Annotated in this window: 19 protein-coding genes and 1 riboswitch; of the genes, 14 read left to right on the top strand and 5 right to left on the bottom strand. The window is 72.3% G+C overall.

Features of this window, described 5'->3' with window-relative positions; all coding sequences use genetic code 11:
• Positions 1–109: 109 nt before the first annotated feature.
• On the top strand, positions 110–457 hold the full coding sequence (locus tag ACWCSD_RS02705) for a luciferase domain-containing protein (protein WP_358292351.1): 348 nt from the start codon (positions 110–112) through the stop codon (positions 455–457).
• Between the two features lie 260 nt (positions 458–717).
• Positions 718–855, top strand: a riboswitch (cyclic di-AMP (ydaO/yuaA leader).
• Between the two features lie 14 nt (positions 856–869).
• Complete coding sequence (locus tag ACWCSD_RS02700) at positions 870–1589, top strand: CHAP domain-containing protein (RefSeq protein ID WP_397160458.1); 720 nt, start codon at positions 870–872, stop codon at positions 1587–1589.
• Between the two features lie 109 nt (positions 1590–1698).
• Here ACWCSD_RS02700 and ACWCSD_RS02695 read toward each other — a convergent pair whose 3' ends face one another.
• Positions 1699–2247, bottom strand: coding sequence for a TetR/AcrR family transcriptional regulator (locus tag ACWCSD_RS02695; RefSeq protein WP_397160456.1), 549 nt, complete (start codon positions 2245–2247; stop codon positions 1699–1701).
• Positions 2248–2344: 97 nt separating this feature from the next.
• Here ACWCSD_RS02695 and ACWCSD_RS02690 point away from each other — a divergent pair, with 97 nt between their 5' ends.
• From ACWCSD_RS02690 to ACWCSD_RS02650, 9 genes are all read left to right on the top strand, one after another.
• Positions 2345–2842 carry a nuclear transport factor 2 family protein gene (locus ACWCSD_RS02690; protein WP_358292360.1) on the top strand — a complete coding sequence of 166 codons (498 nt, stop codon included), beginning with the start codon at positions 2345–2347 and terminating at the stop codon, positions 2840–2842.
• A 10-nt stretch (positions 2843–2852) separates the two neighbouring features.
• Positions 2853–4076 carry a Tm-1-like ATP-binding domain-containing protein gene (locus tag ACWCSD_RS02685; RefSeq protein WP_387672853.1) on the top strand — a complete coding sequence of 408 codons (1224 nt, stop codon included), beginning with the start codon at positions 2853–2855 and terminating at the stop codon, positions 4074–4076.
• The gene (locus ACWCSD_RS02680) at positions 4076–4891 is read left to right on the top strand and encodes a phosphoenolpyruvate hydrolase family protein (protein ID WP_449912624.1); all 816 of its coding nucleotides are present in this window, start codon (positions 4076–4078) and stop codon (positions 4889–4891) included. The genes ACWCSD_RS02685 and ACWCSD_RS02680 overlap by 1 nt, the downstream gene beginning before the upstream one ends.
• A gap of 16 nt (positions 4892–4907) precedes the next feature.
• A complete protein-coding gene (locus ACWCSD_RS02675) occupies positions 4908–5321 on the top strand; it encodes a cupin domain-containing protein (RefSeq protein ID WP_397160450.1) in 414 nt (137 codons plus the stop codon).
• 181 nt (positions 5322–5502) lie between these two features.
• Entirely contained in the window at positions 5503–6006 is a 504-nt protein-coding gene (locus ACWCSD_RS02670; protein WP_397160448.1) for a hypothetical protein, read from the top strand.
• Positions 6006–7433, top strand: coding sequence for a hypothetical protein (locus ACWCSD_RS02665; RefSeq protein WP_449912621.1), 1428 nt, complete (start codon positions 6006–6008; stop codon positions 7431–7433). The genes ACWCSD_RS02670 and ACWCSD_RS02665 overlap by 1 nt, the downstream gene beginning before the upstream one ends.
• Positions 7430–8731, top strand: coding sequence for a VWA domain-containing protein (locus ACWCSD_RS02660; protein ID WP_358292376.1), 1302 nt, complete (start codon positions 7430–7432; stop codon positions 8729–8731). Before ACWCSD_RS02665 ends, ACWCSD_RS02660 begins: the two co-directional genes overlap by 4 nt.
• A 14-nt stretch (positions 8732–8745) precedes the next feature.
• Entirely contained in the window at positions 8746–9858 is a 1113-nt protein-coding gene (locus tag ACWCSD_RS02655) for an ATP-binding protein (protein WP_358292378.1), read from the top strand.
• Complete coding sequence (locus ACWCSD_RS02650) at positions 9855–12608, top strand: DUF5682 family protein (protein WP_449912618.1); 2754 nt, start codon at positions 9855–9857, stop codon at positions 12606–12608. The genes ACWCSD_RS02655 and ACWCSD_RS02650 overlap by 4 nt, the downstream gene beginning before the upstream one ends.
• Positions 12609–12670: 62 nt before the next feature.
• Here the strand turns inward: ACWCSD_RS02650 and ACWCSD_RS02645 are convergent, their stop codons facing one another.
• The 4 genes from ACWCSD_RS02645 to ACWCSD_RS02630 form a co-directional block, all read right to left on the bottom strand.
• Positions 12671–13930 (bottom strand): lamin tail domain-containing protein, encoded by a 1260-nt coding sequence (locus ACWCSD_RS02645; protein ID WP_397160443.1) that lies wholly within the window; start codon positions 13928–13930, stop codon positions 12671–12673.
• Positions 13931–14052: 122 nt separating this feature from the next.
• Positions 14053–15519, bottom strand: coding sequence for a 5-carboxymethyl-2-hydroxymuconate semialdehyde dehydrogenase (gene hpaE / locus ACWCSD_RS02640; RefSeq protein ID WP_397160441.1), 1467 nt, complete (start codon positions 15517–15519; stop codon positions 14053–14055).
• Complete coding sequence (gene dapA, locus ACWCSD_RS02635; RefSeq protein ID WP_352352622.1) at positions 15519–16430, bottom strand: 4-hydroxy-tetrahydrodipicolinate synthase; 912 nt, start codon at positions 16428–16430, stop codon at positions 15519–15521. The genes hpaE and dapA overlap by 1 nt, the downstream gene beginning before the upstream one ends.
• 20 nt (positions 16431–16450) lie before the next feature.
• Positions 16451–17863 carry a fumarylacetoacetate hydrolase family protein gene (locus tag ACWCSD_RS02630; protein ID WP_397160439.1) on the bottom strand — a complete coding sequence of 471 codons (1413 nt, stop codon included), beginning with the start codon at positions 17861–17863 and terminating at the stop codon, positions 16451–16453.
• Positions 17864–18024: 161 nt separating this feature from the next.
• Here ACWCSD_RS02630 and hpaD point away from each other — a divergent pair, with 161 nt between their 5' ends.
• Genes hpaD through ACWCSD_RS02615 form a run of 3 tightly spaced genes read left to right on the top strand, consistent with a single transcriptional unit; the run spans position 18025 to position 20317 of the window.
• Positions 18025–18885 carry a 3,4-dihydroxyphenylacetate 2,3-dioxygenase gene (gene hpaD / locus ACWCSD_RS02625; RefSeq protein WP_449912614.1) on the top strand — a complete coding sequence of 287 codons (861 nt, stop codon included), beginning with the start codon at positions 18025–18027 and terminating at the stop codon, positions 18883–18885.
• A gap of 14 nt (positions 18886–18899) precedes the next feature.
• Positions 18900–19655 (top strand): alpha/beta fold hydrolase, encoded by a 756-nt coding sequence (locus ACWCSD_RS02620; protein WP_449912612.1) that lies wholly within the window; start codon positions 18900–18902, stop codon positions 19653–19655.
• Complete coding sequence (locus tag ACWCSD_RS02615; RefSeq protein ID WP_358292395.1) at positions 19652–20317, top strand: GntR family transcriptional regulator; 666 nt, start codon at positions 19652–19654, stop codon at positions 20315–20317. Before ACWCSD_RS02620 ends, ACWCSD_RS02615 begins: the two co-directional genes overlap by 4 nt.
• Positions 20318–20339: the final 22 nt, after the last annotated feature.

Genomic DNA, 20339 nt, shown 5'->3' with positions numbered 1-20339 from the left:
AGGTGTCCGTAATCGTGCCGGTCAGACCGCGGACGCGCCCGTTCACGAGGGGATAACGGTTCAGGAACGGGGGCTGACGGCGGGGTGAGCCGTGGCTCAGCATTGGAGCGTGGCAGGAATCTCCGCCTGGCGGCGGACGCCCACGCGACGCGGGCCCTACGTGGTCCGCGCGGTCGCGGAGTTACGGTCCTGGCCGTCGCTGAACGTCAGCGGCACCGGTCAGCAGGTCACCTTCGCCGTACACGGAACCGAGATCCTGCGCCTGGCCGGCCGGGACGAGATCCACGTACGGCTCACCGCCCCCGCCATCGGCCGCCTGGAGCCGTACCTGCGGGCGTGCGACCAGGTCCATGCCTGCCGCGACCGCGCCTGGGTCGCCGTACAGGTCGACGCCGAGCCCGATCTGGAATTGTTGCTGGCGCTCACGAGTGTGGCGATAAAGGCGCACGTGGCGTGAACCGATTCGGTGCGTAGCGCTTCTCCAACGCAGCGTCGAAATTAATGCCGCCATTTGCCTGGGAATTACTCGCCGGGTAGCTTGGTTGTACACAGCCGAACGGGGAGTCGTCCCAGGTAGGGATGGCATTGCCTGGGAATTACCCAAGCGGGACCCGTGTTGTACAGAGTCGATGCGGAAATCCCCGCATCCGGGCGTCGCACATATACCTTCAGGCCCTTTCCCGGGCCCGGGAAGACGATGCGTCAGCCCTTTGCCTGACCAAGAGACCGCTGAATCCGCCTGTGCGCGGAACCGGGGACCCATGTGTCCAATGGGGTGAATCGGCACCGTGGTGCCGTAGGGCAGCTTCCCGCCCGAACCCGTCAGCTAACCCGGCAAGCGGCACGGAAGCTCAAGGAGTAACACCCTCATGGCCAAGCACCGTCTTCACCGTGCCTTCAAGCTCGACCTCGCCAAGATCGCTCTCGGCGCGACCGCCGTCGCCGGCGTGCTCGGCACGCACGCGGCAGTGAACGCCGACACCACCCACGCCACCGCCCACACCGCCACCCAGACCGCCAAGGTCGCCGGCGTGGCCGCCCAGCCGCTCGTCGCGCAGCACCGCGCCGCCGACGAGAGCGCCAAGGGCAAGGTCAACGTCACCGCCGCCCAGGTGCTGGCCACGGCCCGCGCCCAGGTCGGCACCTCCGAGGACGCCAACGGCGGCGGCACCAAGTTCCAGAAGTGGTACGCCGACTCGCAGCGCGCCGCCGAGACCGCCGCGCGTGACGGCGGCAACCGCGCCATGTACCTGAACGCCCCCTGGTGCTCGATGTTCGTCTCCTGGGTCGGCGAGCAGACCGGCGCCCGCCCGCAGGTCGGCTGGGACGCCTACACCGTGACCCACGCCAAGTGGTTCGCCGCCAACAACCGCTGGGGCACCGAGGCCAAGCCGGGCGCCGTCGTCTTCTTCTCCTGGAGCGGCAGCAAGAGCCTGAGCGACATCCAGCACGTCGGCTTCGTCGTCAAGGACAACGGCGACGGCACGATCTCCACGATCGAGGGCAACACCGGCAACGGCAAGGTCGAGCAGCGCGTCCGCCCGACCTCCCAGGTCGTCGGCTACGGCTACCCGTCGTACGCCGCCTGATCCTGCCAAGCGAAGAGCGCACTCCCCGCGGGGAGTGCGCTCTTTCGCGTCTCAGGACGGCGAGTGCGCTCTTTCGCGTTTCGGGACCGGGAGTGCGCTCTTTCGCGTTTCAGGGCCGCCGGTGCCGGTGGACCAGGACCGCCGCGGCCTGCCCGGCCGAGCGGGCCGCGCCCGGCTCCTCGGAGATCATCGCGGTGACCGTGGCGCCGTCGATCAGGGTGAGCAACTGCTCGGCGAGCAGGCCGGGGTCCCCGGCTCCCGCCTCCTCGGCGAGCGAGCGCAGGTAGGCGCGCAGGCGCTCCTTGTGCTCGCGCACCGCCGCGCGGACGGCGGCCGAACCGGCGCCCAGCTCGGCGAAGGCGTTGGCGAACCCGCAGCCGCGGAAGTCGTCCTCGGCGAACCAGCGTTCCAGCCACGCGAAGACCGCCGGGATGCGGTCGCCGGCGTCGGCCACGTACGCGGTGAGCGAGGCCATCCAGCGTTCGTCGCGCCGCCGCAGATAGGCCACGACCAGCGCCTCCTTCGACGGGAAACACTGGTAGAGGCGTTTCAGCGAGACGCCGGAGGCGGCCCGGATCTCGTCCATGCCGACCGCCTGCACGCCGCGGCGGTAGAACAGGTCGCCCGCGGCGTCCAGCAGCCGCTGCTCGTGATCCATGACACCCCTCCAGGTGCTTGCCGCGGAGAACGATCGTTCTCTACGCTAGCGCACAACCCGGGAGAACGCCCGTTCTCTCGATCGGAGAGGACAGCCCATGACCCGCCCGCCCGTCCCGCCGTTCACCGAGGAGACCGCCCGGATCAAGGTCCAGGCCGCCGAGGACGCCTGGAACACCCGCGACCCCGACCGCGTCGCGCTCGCGTACACCGAGGACTCCGTGTGGCGCAACCGCGGCGAGTTCGTCACCGGCCGCGCCGAGATCGCGGAGTTCCTGCGCCGCAAGTGGGCCCGCGAGCTGGACTACGCCCTGCGCAAGGAGCTGTGGGCGGTCACCGGCGACCGCATCGCCGTCCGCTTCCAGTACGAGTCCCGCGACGCCGCCGGCCAGTGGTGGCGCAGCTACGGCAACGAGCAGTGGGAGTTCGACGCCTCGGGGCTGATGCGCCGCCGGGAGGCCAGCATCAACGACGTCGCCATCACCGAGGAGGAACGCCGCATCTTCGGCTCCCGCCCGCTGTCCGAACACGGCGTGGACGTGCTGGGCATCCGCCACGCGGAGATCGCCGGGGTAAGGTCGGAAGGCCGATCGTAGGAGGTCTGACATGGCGGTCTTGCTGCTGGGCACCCTCGACACCAAGGGGGAGGAGTACGCCCTCGTCCGCGACCTGATCATCCGGGCCGGCCAGGGCGTCGTCCTCATGGACACCGGCGTCATGGGCGCCCCGGCGCTGGCCGCCGACGTCCCCGCCGAGGCCGTCGCGCGGGCCGCGGGCACCGGCCTCGACCGGCTCAGGAGCGCCGGCGACCGCGGCGCCGCGCTCGCGGCCATGGCGGCCGGGGCCACCGCCCTGGCCAAGGACCTGCACGCCCGCGGCGAGCTGAGCGGCGTGCTCGCGCTCGGCGGCAGCGGCGGCTCCTCCATCGCCGCCGCCGTCATGCGGGCGCTGCCCGTCGGCCTGCCCAAGCTGCTCGTCTCGACCATGGTCAGCGGCGACGTCTCGGCCTACGTCGGGGAGACTGACGTGACGCTCATGTACAGCGTCGTCGACGTCGCGGGCGTCAACTCCGTCTCCCGCCGCATCCTGACCAACGCCGCCGCCGCGATCAGCGCGATGGCCGCCTCCTACGACGCCGGCGCCGAGCCGTCCGGGGAGGACAAACCGCTGGTCGCGGCCACGATGTTCGGCGTCACCACGCCCGCCGTCGACGCCGCGCGGGCCCGGCTGGAGTCCCTGGGCTACGAGGTGCTGGTCTTCCACGCCACCGGCTCGGGCGGCCGGGCCATGGAGGCGCTGGCGGCCGGCGGCCACTTCGCCGGGGTGCTCGACCTGACCACCACCGAGCTGGCCGACGAGCTCGTCGGCGGCGTGTTGTCGGCCGGCCCCGACCGCCTGACCGCCGCCGGGCGGGCCGGCATCCCGCAGGTCGTCAGCCTGGGCGCCGTCGACATGGTCAACTTCGGCCCGATGGAGACCGTGCCGGAACGGTTCAGGTCACGGCAGCTCCTGGTGCACAACCCGACGGTGACGCTCATGCGCACCACTCCGGCCGAGAACGCCGAGATCGGGCGGGCGATCGGCGAGCGGCTGGCCCGCGCTTCCGGGCCGGTCACGCTGTTCGTGCCGCGCGGCGGCGTCTCGGCCGTCGACGTCGAGGGCGGCCCGTTCCACGACCCGGCGGCCGACGCGGCCTGCTTCGACGCCGTGCTCGCGGCCGTCGCGGGCACCGCCGTCGAGGTCGTGCAGAGCGACCAGGACATCAACGACGCGCAGTTCGCCGTGGCGGCCGCCGACCGGCTGCACCGGCTGATCGAGAAGGGGGCTTGATGCGACGCGACGAGGCACTACGGAGGTTGCGCGCCGAGCGGGAGGCGGGCCGGCTGATCATCGGCGGCGGCGCGGGCACCGGGCTGTCGGCCAAGTCCGCCGAGGCGGGCGGGGTCGATCTGCTCATCATCTACAACTCCGGGCGGTTCCGGATGGCCGGCCGCGGCTCGCTCGCCGGCCTGATGCCGTACGGCGACGCCAACGCGATCGTCGTGGAGATGGCGGGGGAGGTCCTGCCGGTCGTCAAGGACACGCCGGTGCTGGCCGGGGTGTGCGGGACCGACCCGTTCCGGCTGATGCCGCGCTTCCTGGACGAGCTGAAGGACATGGGCTTCACCGGCGTCCAGAACTTCCCGACGGTCGGCCTGATCGACGGTGTCTTCCGGGCGAACCTGGAGGAGACCGGCATGGGCTTCGACCTGGAGGTGGAGATGATCAGGCTGGCCGCCGAGCGCGACCTGCTCACCGCCCCCTACGTGTTCACCCCCGAGCAGGCCACGGCCATGGCGCGGGCGGGCGCCGACATCCTCGTCCCGCACATGGGCCTGACCACCAAGGGCAGCATCGGCGCCGTCACCGCGATCGGCCTCGACGAGGCGGCCGTGCGCGTCCAGGAGATGCGCGACGCCGCCGTCGCCGTCAACCCCGACGTCATCGTGCTGTGCCACGGCGGCCCCATCGCCGAGCCCGACGACGTGCGCCACATCCAGCAGCGCACGGCCGGCGTCGCCGGGTTCTTCGGCGCGTCCTCGATGGAACGCCTGCCCGCCGAGCGGGCCATCGCCGAACAGGTCCGCGCCTTCAAGCAGCTCTGACCGGGAGGAACCCGCCATGCACCGACGACCGGACGCCCTGTCCACGATGATCTTCGACTGGGGGGCCATCAAATGGCACGTGACGCCCGACGCCGTGCCGGGCGCGTCCTCCACGTTCGGCGAGGTCGTCATCAACCCGAACAAGGGCCACGAACGCCACCTGCACCCCGACTCCGACGAGGTCCTCTACGTCATCGAGGGCGAGGGGCGGCAGACCGTCGGCGACGACCCGGAGTTCCCGGTCAGGGCCGGTGAGGCGATCTACATCCCGAAGGGCACGCTGCACTCCACCTTCAACACCGGCTGGCGGCCGCTGCGGATCATCGCGACGTACACGCCGGGCGGGGCCGAGCTGGCGCTGCGCGAGCTGCCCGGCTTCGTGGAGCTCGGCCCCGGCGACCACCCCACCTGGGCGGCCGCCACCTCCTGAGCGGCGGAGGCCGTGCGCGGGGTGCGAGCCCGCGCACGGCCTCCGGCGTGCCCGACCTCCATGTGAATGATCGTTCACGTCCGGTCTGTCGGTGGCCTCCGGTAGATTTCCGGGTCTGTTGATCAAGCCCATCGGAGTTGGCTGTCGGCGCGAGCATGCCGTCAGACTGGAGGTCGAGACCTTGGACGCGGACGAAACCGCGTGGGAGCAGCGCAGCGTCGTGCGGGTGGTGCCGCCGGTCCAGCCGCGCAAGCTGGCGAAGGTGCCCTTCGTCGAGCTGGCTGACGGCAGGTTGCAGGGGGTCGTGTCGAGCGGGTCCGACATCGAGCGGGTCTACGTCTCCTCGATCGCCGCCGGCACCCACGACCTGAGCTGCAGCACCAACAACAACCGCCCGTGCGGCGCGCTGCACGGCTACGCCTGCAAGCACATCCGCATGCTGGCCGACGAGGCCGTGCTCCAGTACGGCCTCGACCGGGTGGCCCGCTACCTGCGCGTCGAGGTGCCCGAGGGCGGCCACCTGATGAGCGCGCTGAACGGCACCCCCCAGCGCACCCCGGCGGCCGTGGTGTTCAGCCGGTTCCTGCGCCACCTGGCCTACCTGGAGGTGCCCGACAGCACCGAGCCGCTGGCCGAGCTCCACTGGTTCCCGGCGACGGGGCCCGAGACGGGAAAGGTGGGCTGATGCTCGACGTACAGCTCGGGGAGCTGGCCGGCGACGGGCCGGCCGGGGTCGCGGAGGCGCTCGCGCTCGCCACGGGGTTCGACGGCGCGCTCGGGCACGGGTTCGCCAGGGTCGCCGAGGAGCCGGCCGCGGCGCTGGCCGCGCTGGCCGGCGCGCTCGCGGGCTCCCCGCTCGGCGACCGGCTGGGCGAGGCGGTGGAGAAGGTGACCGCGGGGTCGGTCGCCGACGAGCACCTCGCCGTGCTGGCCGGCGGGCGGGCCGCGCTGTTCGGCGCGGTGCACGACGCCCTGCTCGCCCGCCTCGACCAGGCTCTGGGCCGCAGCCGCGCACCCTGGCCGCCGGCCGCCGCCACGGACGCCACAACAGGGGCGGCGTCCGTGGGCGGCGGGGCGGCGGCCGGCGGCGTGCCGGAGAACCTGCTGGCCGGGTGCCGGGTCTGGTTGCGGGAGCTGGCGATCACCGGCTGGCGGGGCGTCGACGACGACCTCGTCTCCGGCGCCGACCAGGCGATCGAGGCGCTGCTCGGGGTGCCCGAGCTGCGCGGGCTCGCCGTGCTGCTCGACGGGCTGGCGACCGAGCTGCGGGCCTCGTCCCCGGTGGCGACGATGGACCGGCTGCCGCTCAGGCGGTGGGCCGACCTGTGGACGCGCGGGCTGCTGCTCGCCCAGTCCGGGCCGCGGCACGGCGTGCCCGAGCCGGTGTCGGGGCGGCTGCTCATCCTCGGCGCCGACGTGCACGAGCACGCCACGGTCGTCCGGGTGCAGGTGCACGGCGTCCTGGAGGAGGCCGGCGGCCAGACCCGGCTGGTGCGCACGAGCGTCGCGGCGGCCAAGGTCGACACCATCGTGGGCCCGTCGGTGTGGCGGCTGTTCGGCGGCCGGCCCGTGCTCATGGGCGCGCTGGCCGACCACCGGTCCGTGGAGATCGACGGCATGCCGCTGCTGCCCGGCGGCGACCTGCTGTGGCACGACGACCGCGCCCGCACCGGCGCCGAGGCCGACCCGTTCACCACCGCGCGGGTGCAGCTCGCGGGCGCGCTGGCCCCGGCCACGCCGCCGCTCGACCGCCACCCCGTGCGCATCGCCGAGCCGGTGCTGGTCGAGGGGTACACGGTCGACGGGCACACCCTCGACCTGGGCGGCAACAAGCTCGCCCTCGACCTCGACCGGCTCCCGGCGAGCTGCCCGCTCACGCCGGAGCTGGTGGCCGCGTCCTCGGCGTGCGTCGGGCTGGTGCGCCGCGACGGCGGCAGGTGGCTGCTGCAGCCGCTGGCCGTCCAGGCCACGGTCAAGAAGAAGCCGGTCACCGTGCACAACGGCGACTGGGCGAACGGCCCCACCGACCCCAAGGTCGTCAAGGCCGAGGCCAAGGCCGGCGACGTGGTCGCCGTGCTGCGCGAACGGGCAGGACGGCTGCTGCGGAAATGACCGACTCGACCACGAGCGCCGACGAGACCCGGCGCCAAGTGCTGTACTGGCGGCTCATGTCGCGGCTGTTCTCGGCCGACGAGCAGCCCGCGCTGGAGACGGCCAGCATGGGCATCGTCGGCGACCTGGAGCTGCCGCCCGCGCTGCTCGACCCCGGCGTCTCGGTGGACACGCTCGTCCAGCGCTTCCCCGAGCTGGGCGCCGAGCTCCAGGACCTGATGGCCGACAAGGAGCACGAGGAGGGCGGCGAGGTGCGCCGCGCCGCGCTGGTCTCCAAGCTGCTGCTCAACGTGTTCTCCACCGGCACGGGCGACGTCACGGCGGGCGACCTGGCCCGCTGGAAGCAGGACGCCGCCTGGTTCGAGAAGGGCATGGGCTGCGAGCCCGGCGGCCTGCGGAACGGGCCGGGCAACGACGAGCTGGCCGCCGTCCTCGCCATGATCGAGGGCGATCTGGTCAAGCGCATGCGGCTGCGCGAGGTGCTCGCCGACCCGGCTCTGGCCAGGCAGCTCACGCCCAGCATGTCGCTCATCGAGCAGCTGCTGCGCGACAAGTCCAACCTGTCCGGCGTCGCCCTCGCCAACGCCAAGGCGCTCATCCGCAGGTTCGTCGACGAGGTCGCCGAGGTGCTGCGCACGCAGGTGGAGAAGACCAGCGTGGGCGTCATCGACCGGTCGGTCCCGCCGAAGCGGGTCTTCCGCAACCTCGACATCGAGCGCACGATCTGGAAGAACCTCACCAACTGGAGCCCTGAAGACCAGCGGCTCTACGTCGACCGGCTCTACTACCGGCAGACGGCCCGCCGCACCACGCCGGCCCGGCTCATCGTGGTCGTCGACCAGTCGGGCTCGATGGTCGACGCGATGGTCAACTGCACCATCCTGGCCTCGATCTTCGCCGGCCTGCCCAAGGTCGACGTGCACCTCGTCGCGTACGACACCCGCGCGCTCGACCTGACGCCGTGGGTGCACGACCCGTTCGAGGTGCTGCTGCGCACGACGCTCGGCGGCGGCACCGACGGCACGGCCGCGATGGCCCTGGCCAGGCCGAAGATCGCCGATCCGCGCAACACCGTGATGGTGTGGATCTCCGACTTCTACGACAACCGCTCGCTGATCAACGACTTCGGGTCGATCCACCGCTCGGGGGTCAAGTTCATCCCCGTCGGCTCGGTCAACAGCTCCGGCCACCAGAGCGTCGACCCGTGGTACCGCCAGAAACTCAAGGACCTGGGCACCCCCGTGCTCTCCGGCCACGTCCGCAAGCTCGTCTTCGAGCTCAAGAACTTCCTCACCTAGGAGAACCCCCGACCATGAGTGACATGCTGCGCGCCCCCGCAGAGGTGAAGTACGCCGACGAGCTCGACTGGCTGGAGTCGGTCGACGACGGCCCCAAGCCGTTCTCGTGGCGGCTCAGCCCGCGCATGATCCGCATCTTCATCCTCGGCTCCGAGCGCTCCGACGGGCTCGACCGCGAGATCCCGCAGAAGTGGTTCGGTGACCGCAGCTTCGTCGAGCGCAGCATCGTGACGCTGGCCTCCGACCGCGGCCTGCTGCTGATCGGCGACCCCGGCACGGGCAAGAGCTGGCTGGCCGAGCTGCTGTCCGCGGCGATCAGCCGCAACTCCACGCTGGTCGTGCAGGGCACCGCGGGCACCACCGAAGACCACATCAAATACTCGTGGAACGTCTCGATGGTCATCGCCAAGGGCCAGTCGCGCGAGTCGATGATCCCCTCGCCGATCATGAACGCCATGGAGCAGGGCGTGATCGGCCGCTTCGAGGAGCTGACCCGCTCGACCAGCGACGTCCAGGACGCGCTGATCTCCATCCTGTCGGAGAAGTACGTCTCCATCCCCGAGCTCGACGACGACAACATCGTCTTCGCCCAGCCCGGCTTCTCGATCATCGCCACCGCCAACAGCCGCGACCGGGGCGTCAACGACCTGTCCTCCGCGCTCAAGCGCCGCTTCAACTTCGTCCGCATCCCGGTGGTGACGAACAAGAAGAGCGAGGCGGAGATCGTCCGGTTCCGCACCGAGGAGCTGCTGCGCCGGCACCAGATCGAGCTCGACCTGCCGCCCACGCTGCTGGACATCCTGCTGCAGAGCTTCGCCGACCTGCGGGCCGCGGCCGCCTCGGCGACCAGCGACGACGAGAAGCTGGAGTCCGCGCTGTCCACGGCCGAGCAGATCGGCGTGCTGGAGGACGCCATCCTGCACAGCCACTTCTTCGGCGACCGCACGCTGCGCCCCGAGACGCTGGCCGGTTCGCTGGTCGGCTCGCTGGCCCGGCGCAGCCCGGAAGACCTGGCCATCCTCAACAAGTACTGGCACGGTGTGGTCGAGCCGCGCAGCAAGAAGGACGGCGGCCCGTGGCAGGACTTCCTCGAGGGCGGCCGCCAGGCCATCTCCACCCTGTCATGAGCCTCTTCCAACCGCTGAAGGATCAGCTCAGCGAGGCCGCCGCGGCCTTCGCGGGCGACGGCGCGGTGTCGTCCATCCTCACCGGCATCGTCGAGGACGTCGACCGGGCGCTGCGCGAGGAGCTGGAGATCTTCCCGGTCTGCCACCACTCGCCGGCCTCGGCGCTGGCCATGGTGCGCCGCCTGCGGGAGAAGCAGCCCAAGGTCATCTACCTGGAGCTCTGCGAAGACCTGGCGCCGCTGCTGACCGAGCTGCGCAACTGCCGGCTCCCGGTGGCGCTCCAGGCGTTCGCGACCGACCTCGACGGCTTCCCCAAGGGTTCGGGGCCGCTGAGCGTGGTGGCCCCGATCACCGAGGCGTCGGCCGAGTACCAGGCCATCTCGTACGCGCTGGAGACCCCGGGCGTCGAGCTGGTGCTGGTCGACCGCTCGGCCGACCACGTCTTCCAGTGGCTGCCGCGCGAACGGGAGGAGCCGGCGAAACCGGGGGAGGAGGCCGGCCTGCACGGCGACGCCGTCGGCGTGGAGATCGGCGACCTGCGCCCCCGCTTCGCCGAGCTGGAGGAGCACCTGCTCCACCACGGCAAGGTCCGCCACTGGTCGGAGTGGTGGGACCAGTACGTCGAGCAGCCGCTCTCCGGCGCCGACTACGACACCTACCGCCAGGTCATGGTCCTCATCGGCAGCCTGTTCCGCCGGTTGCGCCCCGACGACGACCGGCTGGCCGGCGACGAGGAGCGCGAGCGCTACATGTGGACCAGGATGCGCGAGCACCTGTCCGCCTCGGGCGCCGACCCGGCCGACTGCCTCTACGTCTGCGGCGCCTTCCACGCCGCCAGCCGCGTCGAGCAGTTCGGCCTGGCCGCCGCGGCCCCGTACGAGATCGGCCCCCGCACGGCGACCCGCTGGCTGTACGGGCTGATCCCCTCCAGCCACTCGGCCATCGAGGCGCAGTTCGGGCTGGCCTCGGGGTCGGTGTCGATCGCCGCCGCCACCTGGGCCAAGGCGGTGACGCGGAGCAAGCTGACCCCGTTCCAGCTCAGCGGGCAGAAGGGGGCCAGGAAACGGCCGGTCAAGCTGCCCGCGCCCGCCGCGCCGGCGCAGGTCACCGACCGGCTGACCGGGTTCCTGTCCAGGCCGCCCACGCTCGACGCGCTCGACGAGGCCGAGCTGCTGGGCTGGAGCGTCGACATCGTCCGGCTGGCCCGGCGCAACGGCTACCTCGCCAGCACCGCCGACGCCATCGCGGTGTTCGAGACGTCGATCCTGCTGGCCGGCATGCGCAACCGGGCCAGGCCCACGCCGTACGACTTCCAGGACGCGGCGGTCACCTGCATCGAGAAGGACGTCGTGCCGGGCCGGCGCGACGTGCGGCGCCTGTGCGAGATCCTGCTCGGCGGCGACCGCATCGGCTCGGTCGGCTACGACGCGCTGCCGCCGCTGGCCCAGAACGTCTACGACCGGCTGCGGCCGCTCGGCGTCGACTTCGACAAGCGCACGATCCAGCGGGCGCTGCTCGACCTGCACTCCGACCCGGAGCTGCGGCCCTGCTCCGACCTGCTGTGGATGCTGCGCTTCGTGCTGCCCGCCGACGCGGCCCGGCCGATCATGGGCGAGCGCAAGCTCGGCGAGCGGGCCATCCAGGAGAGCTGGGACCTCGCGCTCGGCCGCAACCAGCGGGCCATCATCGAGCTCGGCTACGAGGGCGTCACCATCGAGCAGGTGGTCGAACAGCGGCTGCGGCGCGCGGTCTGGGAGCCCGACGCCACCGCCGCCGTGGCCCTGGCCGCCGTCGAGGACGCCATCCTCTACCTGGGCGGCGGGCGCGTCGCCGACGAGCTGGGCGCGCGGGCGGTGGAGCTGCTGGCCGGCGAGCGCGGCGTCGACGACGCGCCCGACGTGCTGCGCCGCATCCGCCGCCTGCTGGCCTACTACCGCACCGCCGAACCCACGCTGCCGGCGTGGTGCGAGGCGTTCGTGACCGAGGGGTACGCCCACTACTGCACCCTGCTCCCGACCGCGTTCGTCGAGGACGACACCGGGGTGCGGCAGGTGTCGGCGATGCTCGGGTTCCTGTTCACGATGGAGGGGCTGGCGCTGGCGCTCGGGTGCGACCGGGCGCAGCTGGAGATCGCGGTGCGGCAGTCGCATCCGGAGGCGCCGGCCAAGGTGGCGCTGCTGTGGGCCGCCCAGCACCTGCTGGGGCTGCTGCCGCTGGCCGAGCTGCGGTCGCGGTGCGACGAGCTGCTCGGCAACCCGCTGGTCATCCCGTCGTTCCCGCAGTACATCACCGGGTTCGTGCAGGCGATGGAGCCGGCTCCGGCGCTGTCCGGGTTCGTGGTGGAGGTGATCTCCAAGGCGTTCGGACGGCTGCCCGACCAGGTGCTGCTGCCGTGGCTGCCCAAGCTGATCACGACGCTGCGCGACCAGGCGGGCGAGCTGATGCCGGTCCTCGTCCGGGAGGCCGGGCGCACGTTCCCCGGCAGCCTGACGGCGGTCGACGCCTGGACACCGCCATGGGCCAGGACGCCGGCGGCCGCGCCGAAGGCGGCCCCCGCGGTCGCGTCCGGGCCGGTCGCCGAGCTGCTGGCGGGGCATCCGGCGGCGTGCGACGCGGTGGCGGGGCTGCTGGGCTGCGAGGGCGGCTGGCAACAGCCCGCCTCCGCCACCGGGCCCGGGAACCGCGAGGTCGAGACCCTCCTCACCGACCACCCCGCCACAGCCGCCGCGTTGGCGACCCTCCTCGCCTGACGGCCTCCGCCCCGAGCGCCGGAACGCCGGTGCTCGGGGTCGGGTTTCCCGGCGGGGGATGGTCAGCGGCCGAAGCAGATGGTGTGGCCGGGGTGGACGTGGTCGGGTTTGTAGGCGGCCTGGTCGATCGTGACGCCCTCGGGGGACACGAGCAGGATGGTCTCGCCCTGGTTGCGGAGCTGTACCCGGCCGTCGAGCACGACCTGCAGCACGCCACCGCCCGCGAGCACCCCGGTCAGCTCCATGCGCCCGCCCGCCGAGTCCGCCAGCCGCCACCCGCCGAGGTCCACGGACCGTCCGGTGACGTTGAGGAGGGTGACCGTCTCGTGCCCCCGGTCGGCCCCCACCGGGTCGGGCAGCGCGGCCACGATCAGCACGTCCCCGGTGGACGGCGGGCGCGCGACGACGGGCGCGCCGGGCGGCGCCGGGTCGGGGCTGATGACGAAGTCCTCGGGCCAGGCCGTGAGCTGGACCTGGCTGCCCGAGGCCCGGATCACGTCGTGCAGGTTGCCGTGTTCGAGCCGGTCCAGCAGGAACACCGCGTCGTCCCGGTTGACGGGGTCGGCCCGGAGCCAGGCGTCGAAGCCGTCCAGGTTCGCCGCCCCGGTCGCCAGATAGGGCACCAGCCGGCGGAACAACTTCGGCCACATGACGAGCCCGGTGAGCGCCTCCAGCGAGGCGACCTCGGCGGGCCCGTCGGGGTCGGCGGCCGAGCGTGGCCAGATGCCGGTGGGCGACGCCGCCGCCCTGGCCGTGCGCGACACGCCGGCCAGGTGCGTGCGCAGCGTCGCGGGCAGCGTGGCGTAGAAGGCCGGGTACGTCAGCCCGGCGGCCAGCAGTTTGGCGTTCGCGGACGTGTCCACCAGCGCCTCGTCGAGGAACACGGCCTGCCCGTCGGGCCCGGGGTGCTCGCCGGTGAACACGAACCCGATCAGCCGGCCGTTGGCGTCGATGCCGTTGCTGAGGACGTGCCCGCGCAGCTCGTCCTGGTCGGCCGACTGGACCTTGTTGGGCAGGTCGTCGAAGAAGCGCACGTTCGTGAAGCCGAGCAGCCGCAGCAGCTCGTCGCGGGCGGCGTTCGCGCCGGTCAGCTCCTGGTGGGTGTCCTGGAAGTGGGTCTCCAGGGCGTCGATGGCCTCCAGACGGACGGAGATGCCGCGCGCGCCGAGCTCCGGCGGCCGTCCGGACGGCCGGGCCAGCCCTTCGACCAGCGCGGGCGTGTCCGGCCTGAACTTGATCGTGTCGCCGTCGGGCTCGGGGCCCTGCCGGGGAAGGTCCGGGTAACGGATCACGAAGCTGCCGCGCAGAAGTGTGTAGCTCATTGGGTTCCCCCCAAAGACGGCCATCACCGTCCTATCGGCCATCGGGAGCGTAACTCCGCGCACTTCTCGGCGTCCACGTCCCACGCCGGACCGGGGCGCGGCCCGGCGCGGGACGTGCCGGCTCAGGCGGCGCCGAACCGGGGGATCGGCAGGTCCTCGGTGGCCAGGTGCACGATGTGCGACTCGGTGTAGACGTCGATGCTGTGCCGGCCGCCCTCCCGGCCCACGCCGCTGGCCTTCACCCCGCCGAACGGCGTGCGCAGGTCGCGCACGTTCTGGGAGTTGACCCAGACCATGCCCGCCTCGATCGACTGGGCCAGCCGGTGCGTCCGGCGCAGGTCGTTGGTCCACAGGTACGCCGCCAGGCCGTACCGGGTCGCGTTGGCCAGCTCCACCGCCTCCGTCTCGGTGGAGAAGGGCGTCACGCAGACGACCGGGCCGAAGATCTCCTCCTGGAAGATCCGCATGTGCGGGGCCACGTCGGCGAACACCGTCGCGGCCAGGAAGTTGCCCGCCGTCAGGTGCTCGGGCCGGGAACCGCCGGCGACCAGGCGGGCGCCCTCGCGCGAGCCGAGCTCGACGTACTCCATGACCCGCTCGTAGTGCTCGGGGTGGATGAGCGCGCCCAGCTCGGTGGCGGGGTCGCCGGGCGCGCCGACGCGTACCCGCGCGGCCCGCTCGGCCAGCCTGGCCACGAACTCCTCGTACACGGTGTCCTGGACGAGGATCCGCGAGCTGGCCGTGCAGCGCTCGCCGTTGAGCGAGAAGACGCCGAAGACGGCCGCGTCGAGCGCCCGCTCCAGGTCGGCGTCCGCGAAGACGAGCAGCGGCGACTTGCCGCCCAGCTCCATCGACAACGTCTTCAGCGACGACGCGGCGTTGCGCATGATGGTCTGCCCGGTGCCGCTCTCGCCGGTGAAGGAGATCACCGGCACGTCGGGGTGGGCCACCAGCGCCGCGCCCGCGTCCTCGCCGATGCCGTGGACCAGGTTGAACACGCCCTCGGGCAGCCCGGCCTCCTCCATGATCTCCGGCAGCAGGCTCGCCGACGCGGGGGACCACTCGGCCGGCTTGAGCACCACCGGGCAGCCGGCCGCCAGCGCCGGGGCCAGCTTCCAGGTCTCCAGCATGAACGGCGTGTTCCACGGCGTGATCAGCCCGGCCACGCCGACCGGCTTGCGCACGACGTAGTTGAGCTGCGCGGAGCCGACGCGGTAGACGTCCTCGCCCATGGTGGTGATCACGTCGGCGAAGAAGCGGAAGTTGTGCGCCGCCCGCCGGGCCTGGCCTCTGGCCTGGGTGATCGGCAGGCCGGTGTCCCGGCACTCCAGCGCGGCGATCTCGTCGTCCCTGGACTCGATGGCCGCCGCGACCGCGCGCAGCGTGCCGGCCCGCTGCTCGGCGGGCATCGTGCTCCACGGGCCGTCGGTGAACGCCTTCTGGGCGGCGGCGACGGCCGCGTCCACGTCGGCCGCGCCGCCCGCGGCCACCTCCAGGTACGGCTCGTTCGTGGTCGGGTCGAGCGCGGTGAAGGTCGCACCGGACTGGCTCGGGACGTGCCGGCCGCCGATGTAGTGCTCCAGTTTCATCAGGCGACTCCCTCGCTCTGTGCCAGTAGTTCGTTGATCCGGGCGATGCCGGGCTCGGTGGGGGTGATCAGGGGGGCTCGTACGTGGCCGGAGGCGATCAGGCCGCGCTGTTCCAGCACCCACTTGGCGGGAGCCGGGTTCGTCTCCACGAACAGCAGCTCGACCAGCGGGTGCAGCGAGTAGTGCAGCTCCAGCGCGGTCGCGTGGTCGCCGGCGGTGTACGCCTCGTACATGCGGGCCACGGTCTTCGGCGCGAGGTTGGCCGCCGCGCTGACGAAGCCGACGCCGCCGATGGCCAGCAGCGGCAGGCAGAGCAGCTCGATGCCGGACCACATGAGGAAGTCGCGCCCGCACAGGTTGAGCACGTGCGAGAAGTGCTCGAAGTCCTTGGTGGTCTCCTTGACGCCGACGATGTTGTCGTGGTCGCGGCGCAGCCTGGCCACGGTCGCGGGGGCGATGTCGACGGCGGTGCGCGAGGGCACGTTGTAGATGACGATCGGCAGCGCGGGGAACTCGGCGGCGACCGTGGCGTACCAGCGGTAGAGGGCTTCCTGGGTGGGACGGGCGTAGTACGGCGTGATGACCAGGGCGGCGTCGGCGCCCAGGCGCTCGGCCTCGGCGGTCAGCCGCAGCGTCTCGTCGAGCTTGGCCGAGCCGGTGCCGGGCAGGAACGGCACCCGGTCGGCGGTCTCCTCGGCCACCACGGCCATCGCCGCGACGCGCTCCTCGACGGACTGGGCGCCGGGCTCGCCGGTGGACCCGCCGGTCGAGATGCCGTGCGAGCCCTGGTCGAGCTGCCAGCGCACCAGCGAGCGCAGCGAGTCGAGGTCCAGCGACCCGTCGGCGGCGAACGGCGTCACCACGGGGGCGATGGATCCGCGGATGGTCGACGGATCCGAGCGGAACTTCATGGATTCTCCTTCTTGGGGGGTCAGCGCTGCTGCTCGTACGCCTCGCGCCAGGCGCCCTTCAGCGGATAGAGGCCGTCGATCGAGGCGCCCTCGCGGACGCGATCGAGGATGAAACGCTCCTCGTCCTCCTGCCGGGCGGCGTCCCCGGCGACCTCGGCGACCAGCGCGGGCGGGATGACGACGACCCCTTCCGCGTCGCCCACCAGCACGTCGCCTGGGCACACCAGCACGCCGCCGCAGTCCACCGGCACCTGCGAGTCCATCGGGACGTGCCGGCGGCCGAGCACGGCGGCGTGCGCGGCGCCGTAGTAGGAGGGCAGGTCGAGCGAGGCGAAGGAGGGGCTGTCGCGCAGCCCGCCGTCGGTGACGACGCCGGCCGCGCCGCGGCGCAGGGCGCGCATGGCCAGAATGTCGCCCAGCGTGCCCGCGCCGTGCTCGCCGCGGGCGGAGATGACCAGCACCTCGCCCGGCTGAAGCTCCTCGACGGTGCGCTTCTGGGCGTTCATGCCGCCGCCGCGCTCGGCGAAGACGTCCTCGCGCAGCGGCAGGTAGCGCAGGGTGCGCGCGACGCCGACCATGCGCAGGTCGGGACGGGCGGGGCGGACGCCCTCGATGAAGTGGTGGTCGATGCCGCGCGCGCGGAGCTGGGAGGAGAGCGTCGCGGTGGAGACCGAGCGCAGCGCGGCGACGACCTCCGGGGTCAGCGGGCCGGGGTCAGGGGCGGGGACGGGTTGGGCGGCGCCGTACGCGGCGGCCCTGGTCGCCTCGGTGACCTGGGGCTGGACGCCGTACGCCGCCGGGGGCTCCTGGCCGGCGACGACCTCGTTGCGCAGCCGGGCCGTGCCCGCCAGCTCGACCTCCACCACGTCGCCGGGCCGGACGACGGTCGAGCCCGCCGGGGTGCCGGCCAGGATCAGGTCGCCGGGCTCCAGCGTCATGTACCGGGACAGGTCGGCGACGAGCAGGTCGAAGCCGAACAGCAGCTCGTCGGTGCACGCCTCCTGGGCGAGCTCGCCGTTGACGTACGTGCGCAGCCACAACCGTCCGGGATCGGCGCCGGTGAGCAGCTCCGAGCCGACCGGCGTGAACCCGTCCTGGCCCTTGGCCCGCAGGTTGGAGCCGAGGTCGGCGTGCTTGAAGTCGTAGACGCCGAAGTCGTTGGCCGCCACGTACCCGGCCACGTGCTCCAGCGCGCGCCCGGGGGAGGCGCGATGGGCCCGGCTGCCGATGAGGATGCCGATCTCGCCCTCGAACGCCAGCAGCTCGCACCCCTCGGGACGCACCACGGGCCGTCCGGACCAGGACAGGGACGTCGGCGGCTTGAGGAAGTAGGAGGGGACGGCAGGGACGCGACCACGCTCGGCGGCCCGGCTGCGGTAGTTCAGATGGACCGCGACGATCTTCCCTGGTGACAGTCCGAGAGGGTGTCCCACCTCGTCTCCTTCCAAATCATATACGACATCATTTATGTTATGGCATGTGGAACAATATCGACATACCCCCTCAGATGCCTACATGATGCTCATCACGTCATCAGTGGAGAGGAGAGTGCGGATGATGGTTCAGACCGCCCAAGCAGGCCGGGAGTGGCGTGATGGGTGAGATCGTGCTGGCCGCCAAGATCACGCATGTGCCGTCGATCTGGCTGTCGATCCAGCCCGGCAAGCACTTCGGCATCCGCCGTCCCGCGGAGCTCGCCCTCACCGAGGTCGGCAGGCGGGCCCGCGAGCGCGGCGCGGACACGTTCCTGATCGCCGACACCCATTGGATGAACAGCATCGGCTTCCATCTCAACGGCAAGCCGCGCCACCAGGCCACGTACGTCAGCCATGAGTTGCCGCACTTCATCCACGACCTCGCCTACGACTACGCGGGCGATCCCGAGCTGGCCGAGCTGATCCGCGAGGAGATCGTCGCGGGCGGCCAGAAGGCCCGCGTGCACACCTACCAGGACCTGGGCCTGGAGTACGCCACACTCGTGCCGATGTACTTCATGAACCAGGACTCCGACATCCGGGTCCTGCCCATCGGCTGCAACATCTACTCGACCGTCGAGGAGAACCGGCGGATCGGCGAGGCGCTGCTGCGGGCCGTGCTTCGCAGCGACAGGAAGGTGGCCTTCCTGGCCAGCGGGTCGCTCTCGCACGCCTTCCCGCCCAACGAGATCGCCGAGTCGCTGCTCGACGACGTGAGCAGCGAGCTGAACCGCAAGGTCGACCACGCGGTGCTGGAGATGTGGGACGAAGGCCGCATCCCGGAGTTCCTCGACATGTTGCCCGACTACAACGAGCGGTGCACCGGCGAGGGGGCGATGGCCGACACCGCCATGCTGTTCGGGCTGCTGGGCTGGCGCGAGTACACCGGGCGCGGCGAGCAGCTGTGCCCGTACTTCGGCAGCAGCGGCACCGGCCAGGTGGTCGTCGACTTCCCCGTACCCGCCCACCTCACGAGATGAAGGAGCCGGCGCACATGACGGCCGTACAGACGTTCACGCCCGACCGGCCCGCCGGGGCGCCGCCCGTGCTGCTGCTGCACGGGTTCGCCTCCAGCGGGCGGCGGGACTGGGTGGAGACCGGGATCGCGGCGGAGCTGGCCGCGGCCGGGCGCGTGGTCGTCGTGCCCGACCTGCCCGGTCACGGTGAGAGCCCGGTTCCGGACGGGCCGGCGGGCGCGCCCGAGATCGCGGCCGCGCTGCTCGCCCTGGTCGGCGACGGGCCGCTCGACGTGGTGGGGTACTCGCTCGGCGCCCGGCTCGCCTGGGAACTGCCGGAGCTGGCCCCCGATCGGGTGCGCGCGGTCGTGCTGGGCGGGCTCAGCCCGTTCGAGCCGTTCGCCGCGCTGGACGTGGCGGCGCTGCGCTCGGCCGTCGCGGGCGGCGAGCCGGGCGACCCGATGACCGGCATGATCGCGGCGATGATCGCGGGCTCCTCCGGCGGCGACCCCGAACGGGCCGCCGGGCTGGTCCGGCTGGTCGAGGGCCTGCGCGGCACGCCGTTCGAGCCCAAGGGCTGGGCCGGGCGCACGCCGCCGGTGTTCGTGGCGGGCGCGCAGGACATGATGACCTCCGGCATCGAGAACGTCGTCGCGCTGGTCCCCGGCGCCCGGCTGGTCACCGTCCCCGGCGACCACCGCGGCGCGCTGGCCGGGCCGGAGTTCCGCGCCGTCCTCGGCGAGGCGCTCCGGGCAGCGTCCGGCGCCGGGCTCGACCCGGCGTCCGGCACGTGACCAGCACCGGCGGAGTCGCGTCGAAGGCGGAGCTCAGCTACGAGATCCTGCGTTCGCGCATCCTGGACGGCACCTACGGCCCCGGCTACCAGCTCGTCATGGACCGCCTCGCGCGGGAGATCGGCGTCAGCACGATCCCCCTGCGCGAGGCGCTGCGCCGCCTGCAGTCCGACGGGCTGGTGGAGGTCGTGCGCAACGTCGGCGCCCGCGTCGCGGTCTTCGACGCGGCGCAGGTGCGGCACACGCTGGAGGTGCTGGCCCGGCTGGAGGGGTACGCGACCGCGGTCGCTGCCCCGCGCATGGGCCCGGCGGACGTGGCGCGCTCCCGCGAGATCAACGCCCGGCTGTTCCAGGCGCTCGACTCCTTCGACCCCACCGCGTTCACCGCGCTCAACCGCGCCTTCCACTTCTCGGTCTACGAGCACTGCGACGACGAGCACCTGAACTTCCTGCTGGAGGCCGAATGGACCAGGCTGGACCACATGCGGCGCTCGGTGTTCGGCTACCTGCCGGGCCGCGCCCGCCGTTCGGTCGAGGAGCACGAGCACCTGCTCGACCTCATCGCCGGGGGAGCCGACCCCGCCGAGATCGAACGGCTGGCCTGCGCGCACAAGACGAACACCGCCGGCGCCCTCTATGACGTCCGGGTCACCCACGGCTAACGATCGGGTCATACCCTCCCGG

Source organism: Nonomuraea sp. NPDC001684 (assembly GCF_053596515.1).
Note: the sequence above shows the minus strand (reverse complement) of the source record. Positions and strands in the feature narration are given on the sequence as shown.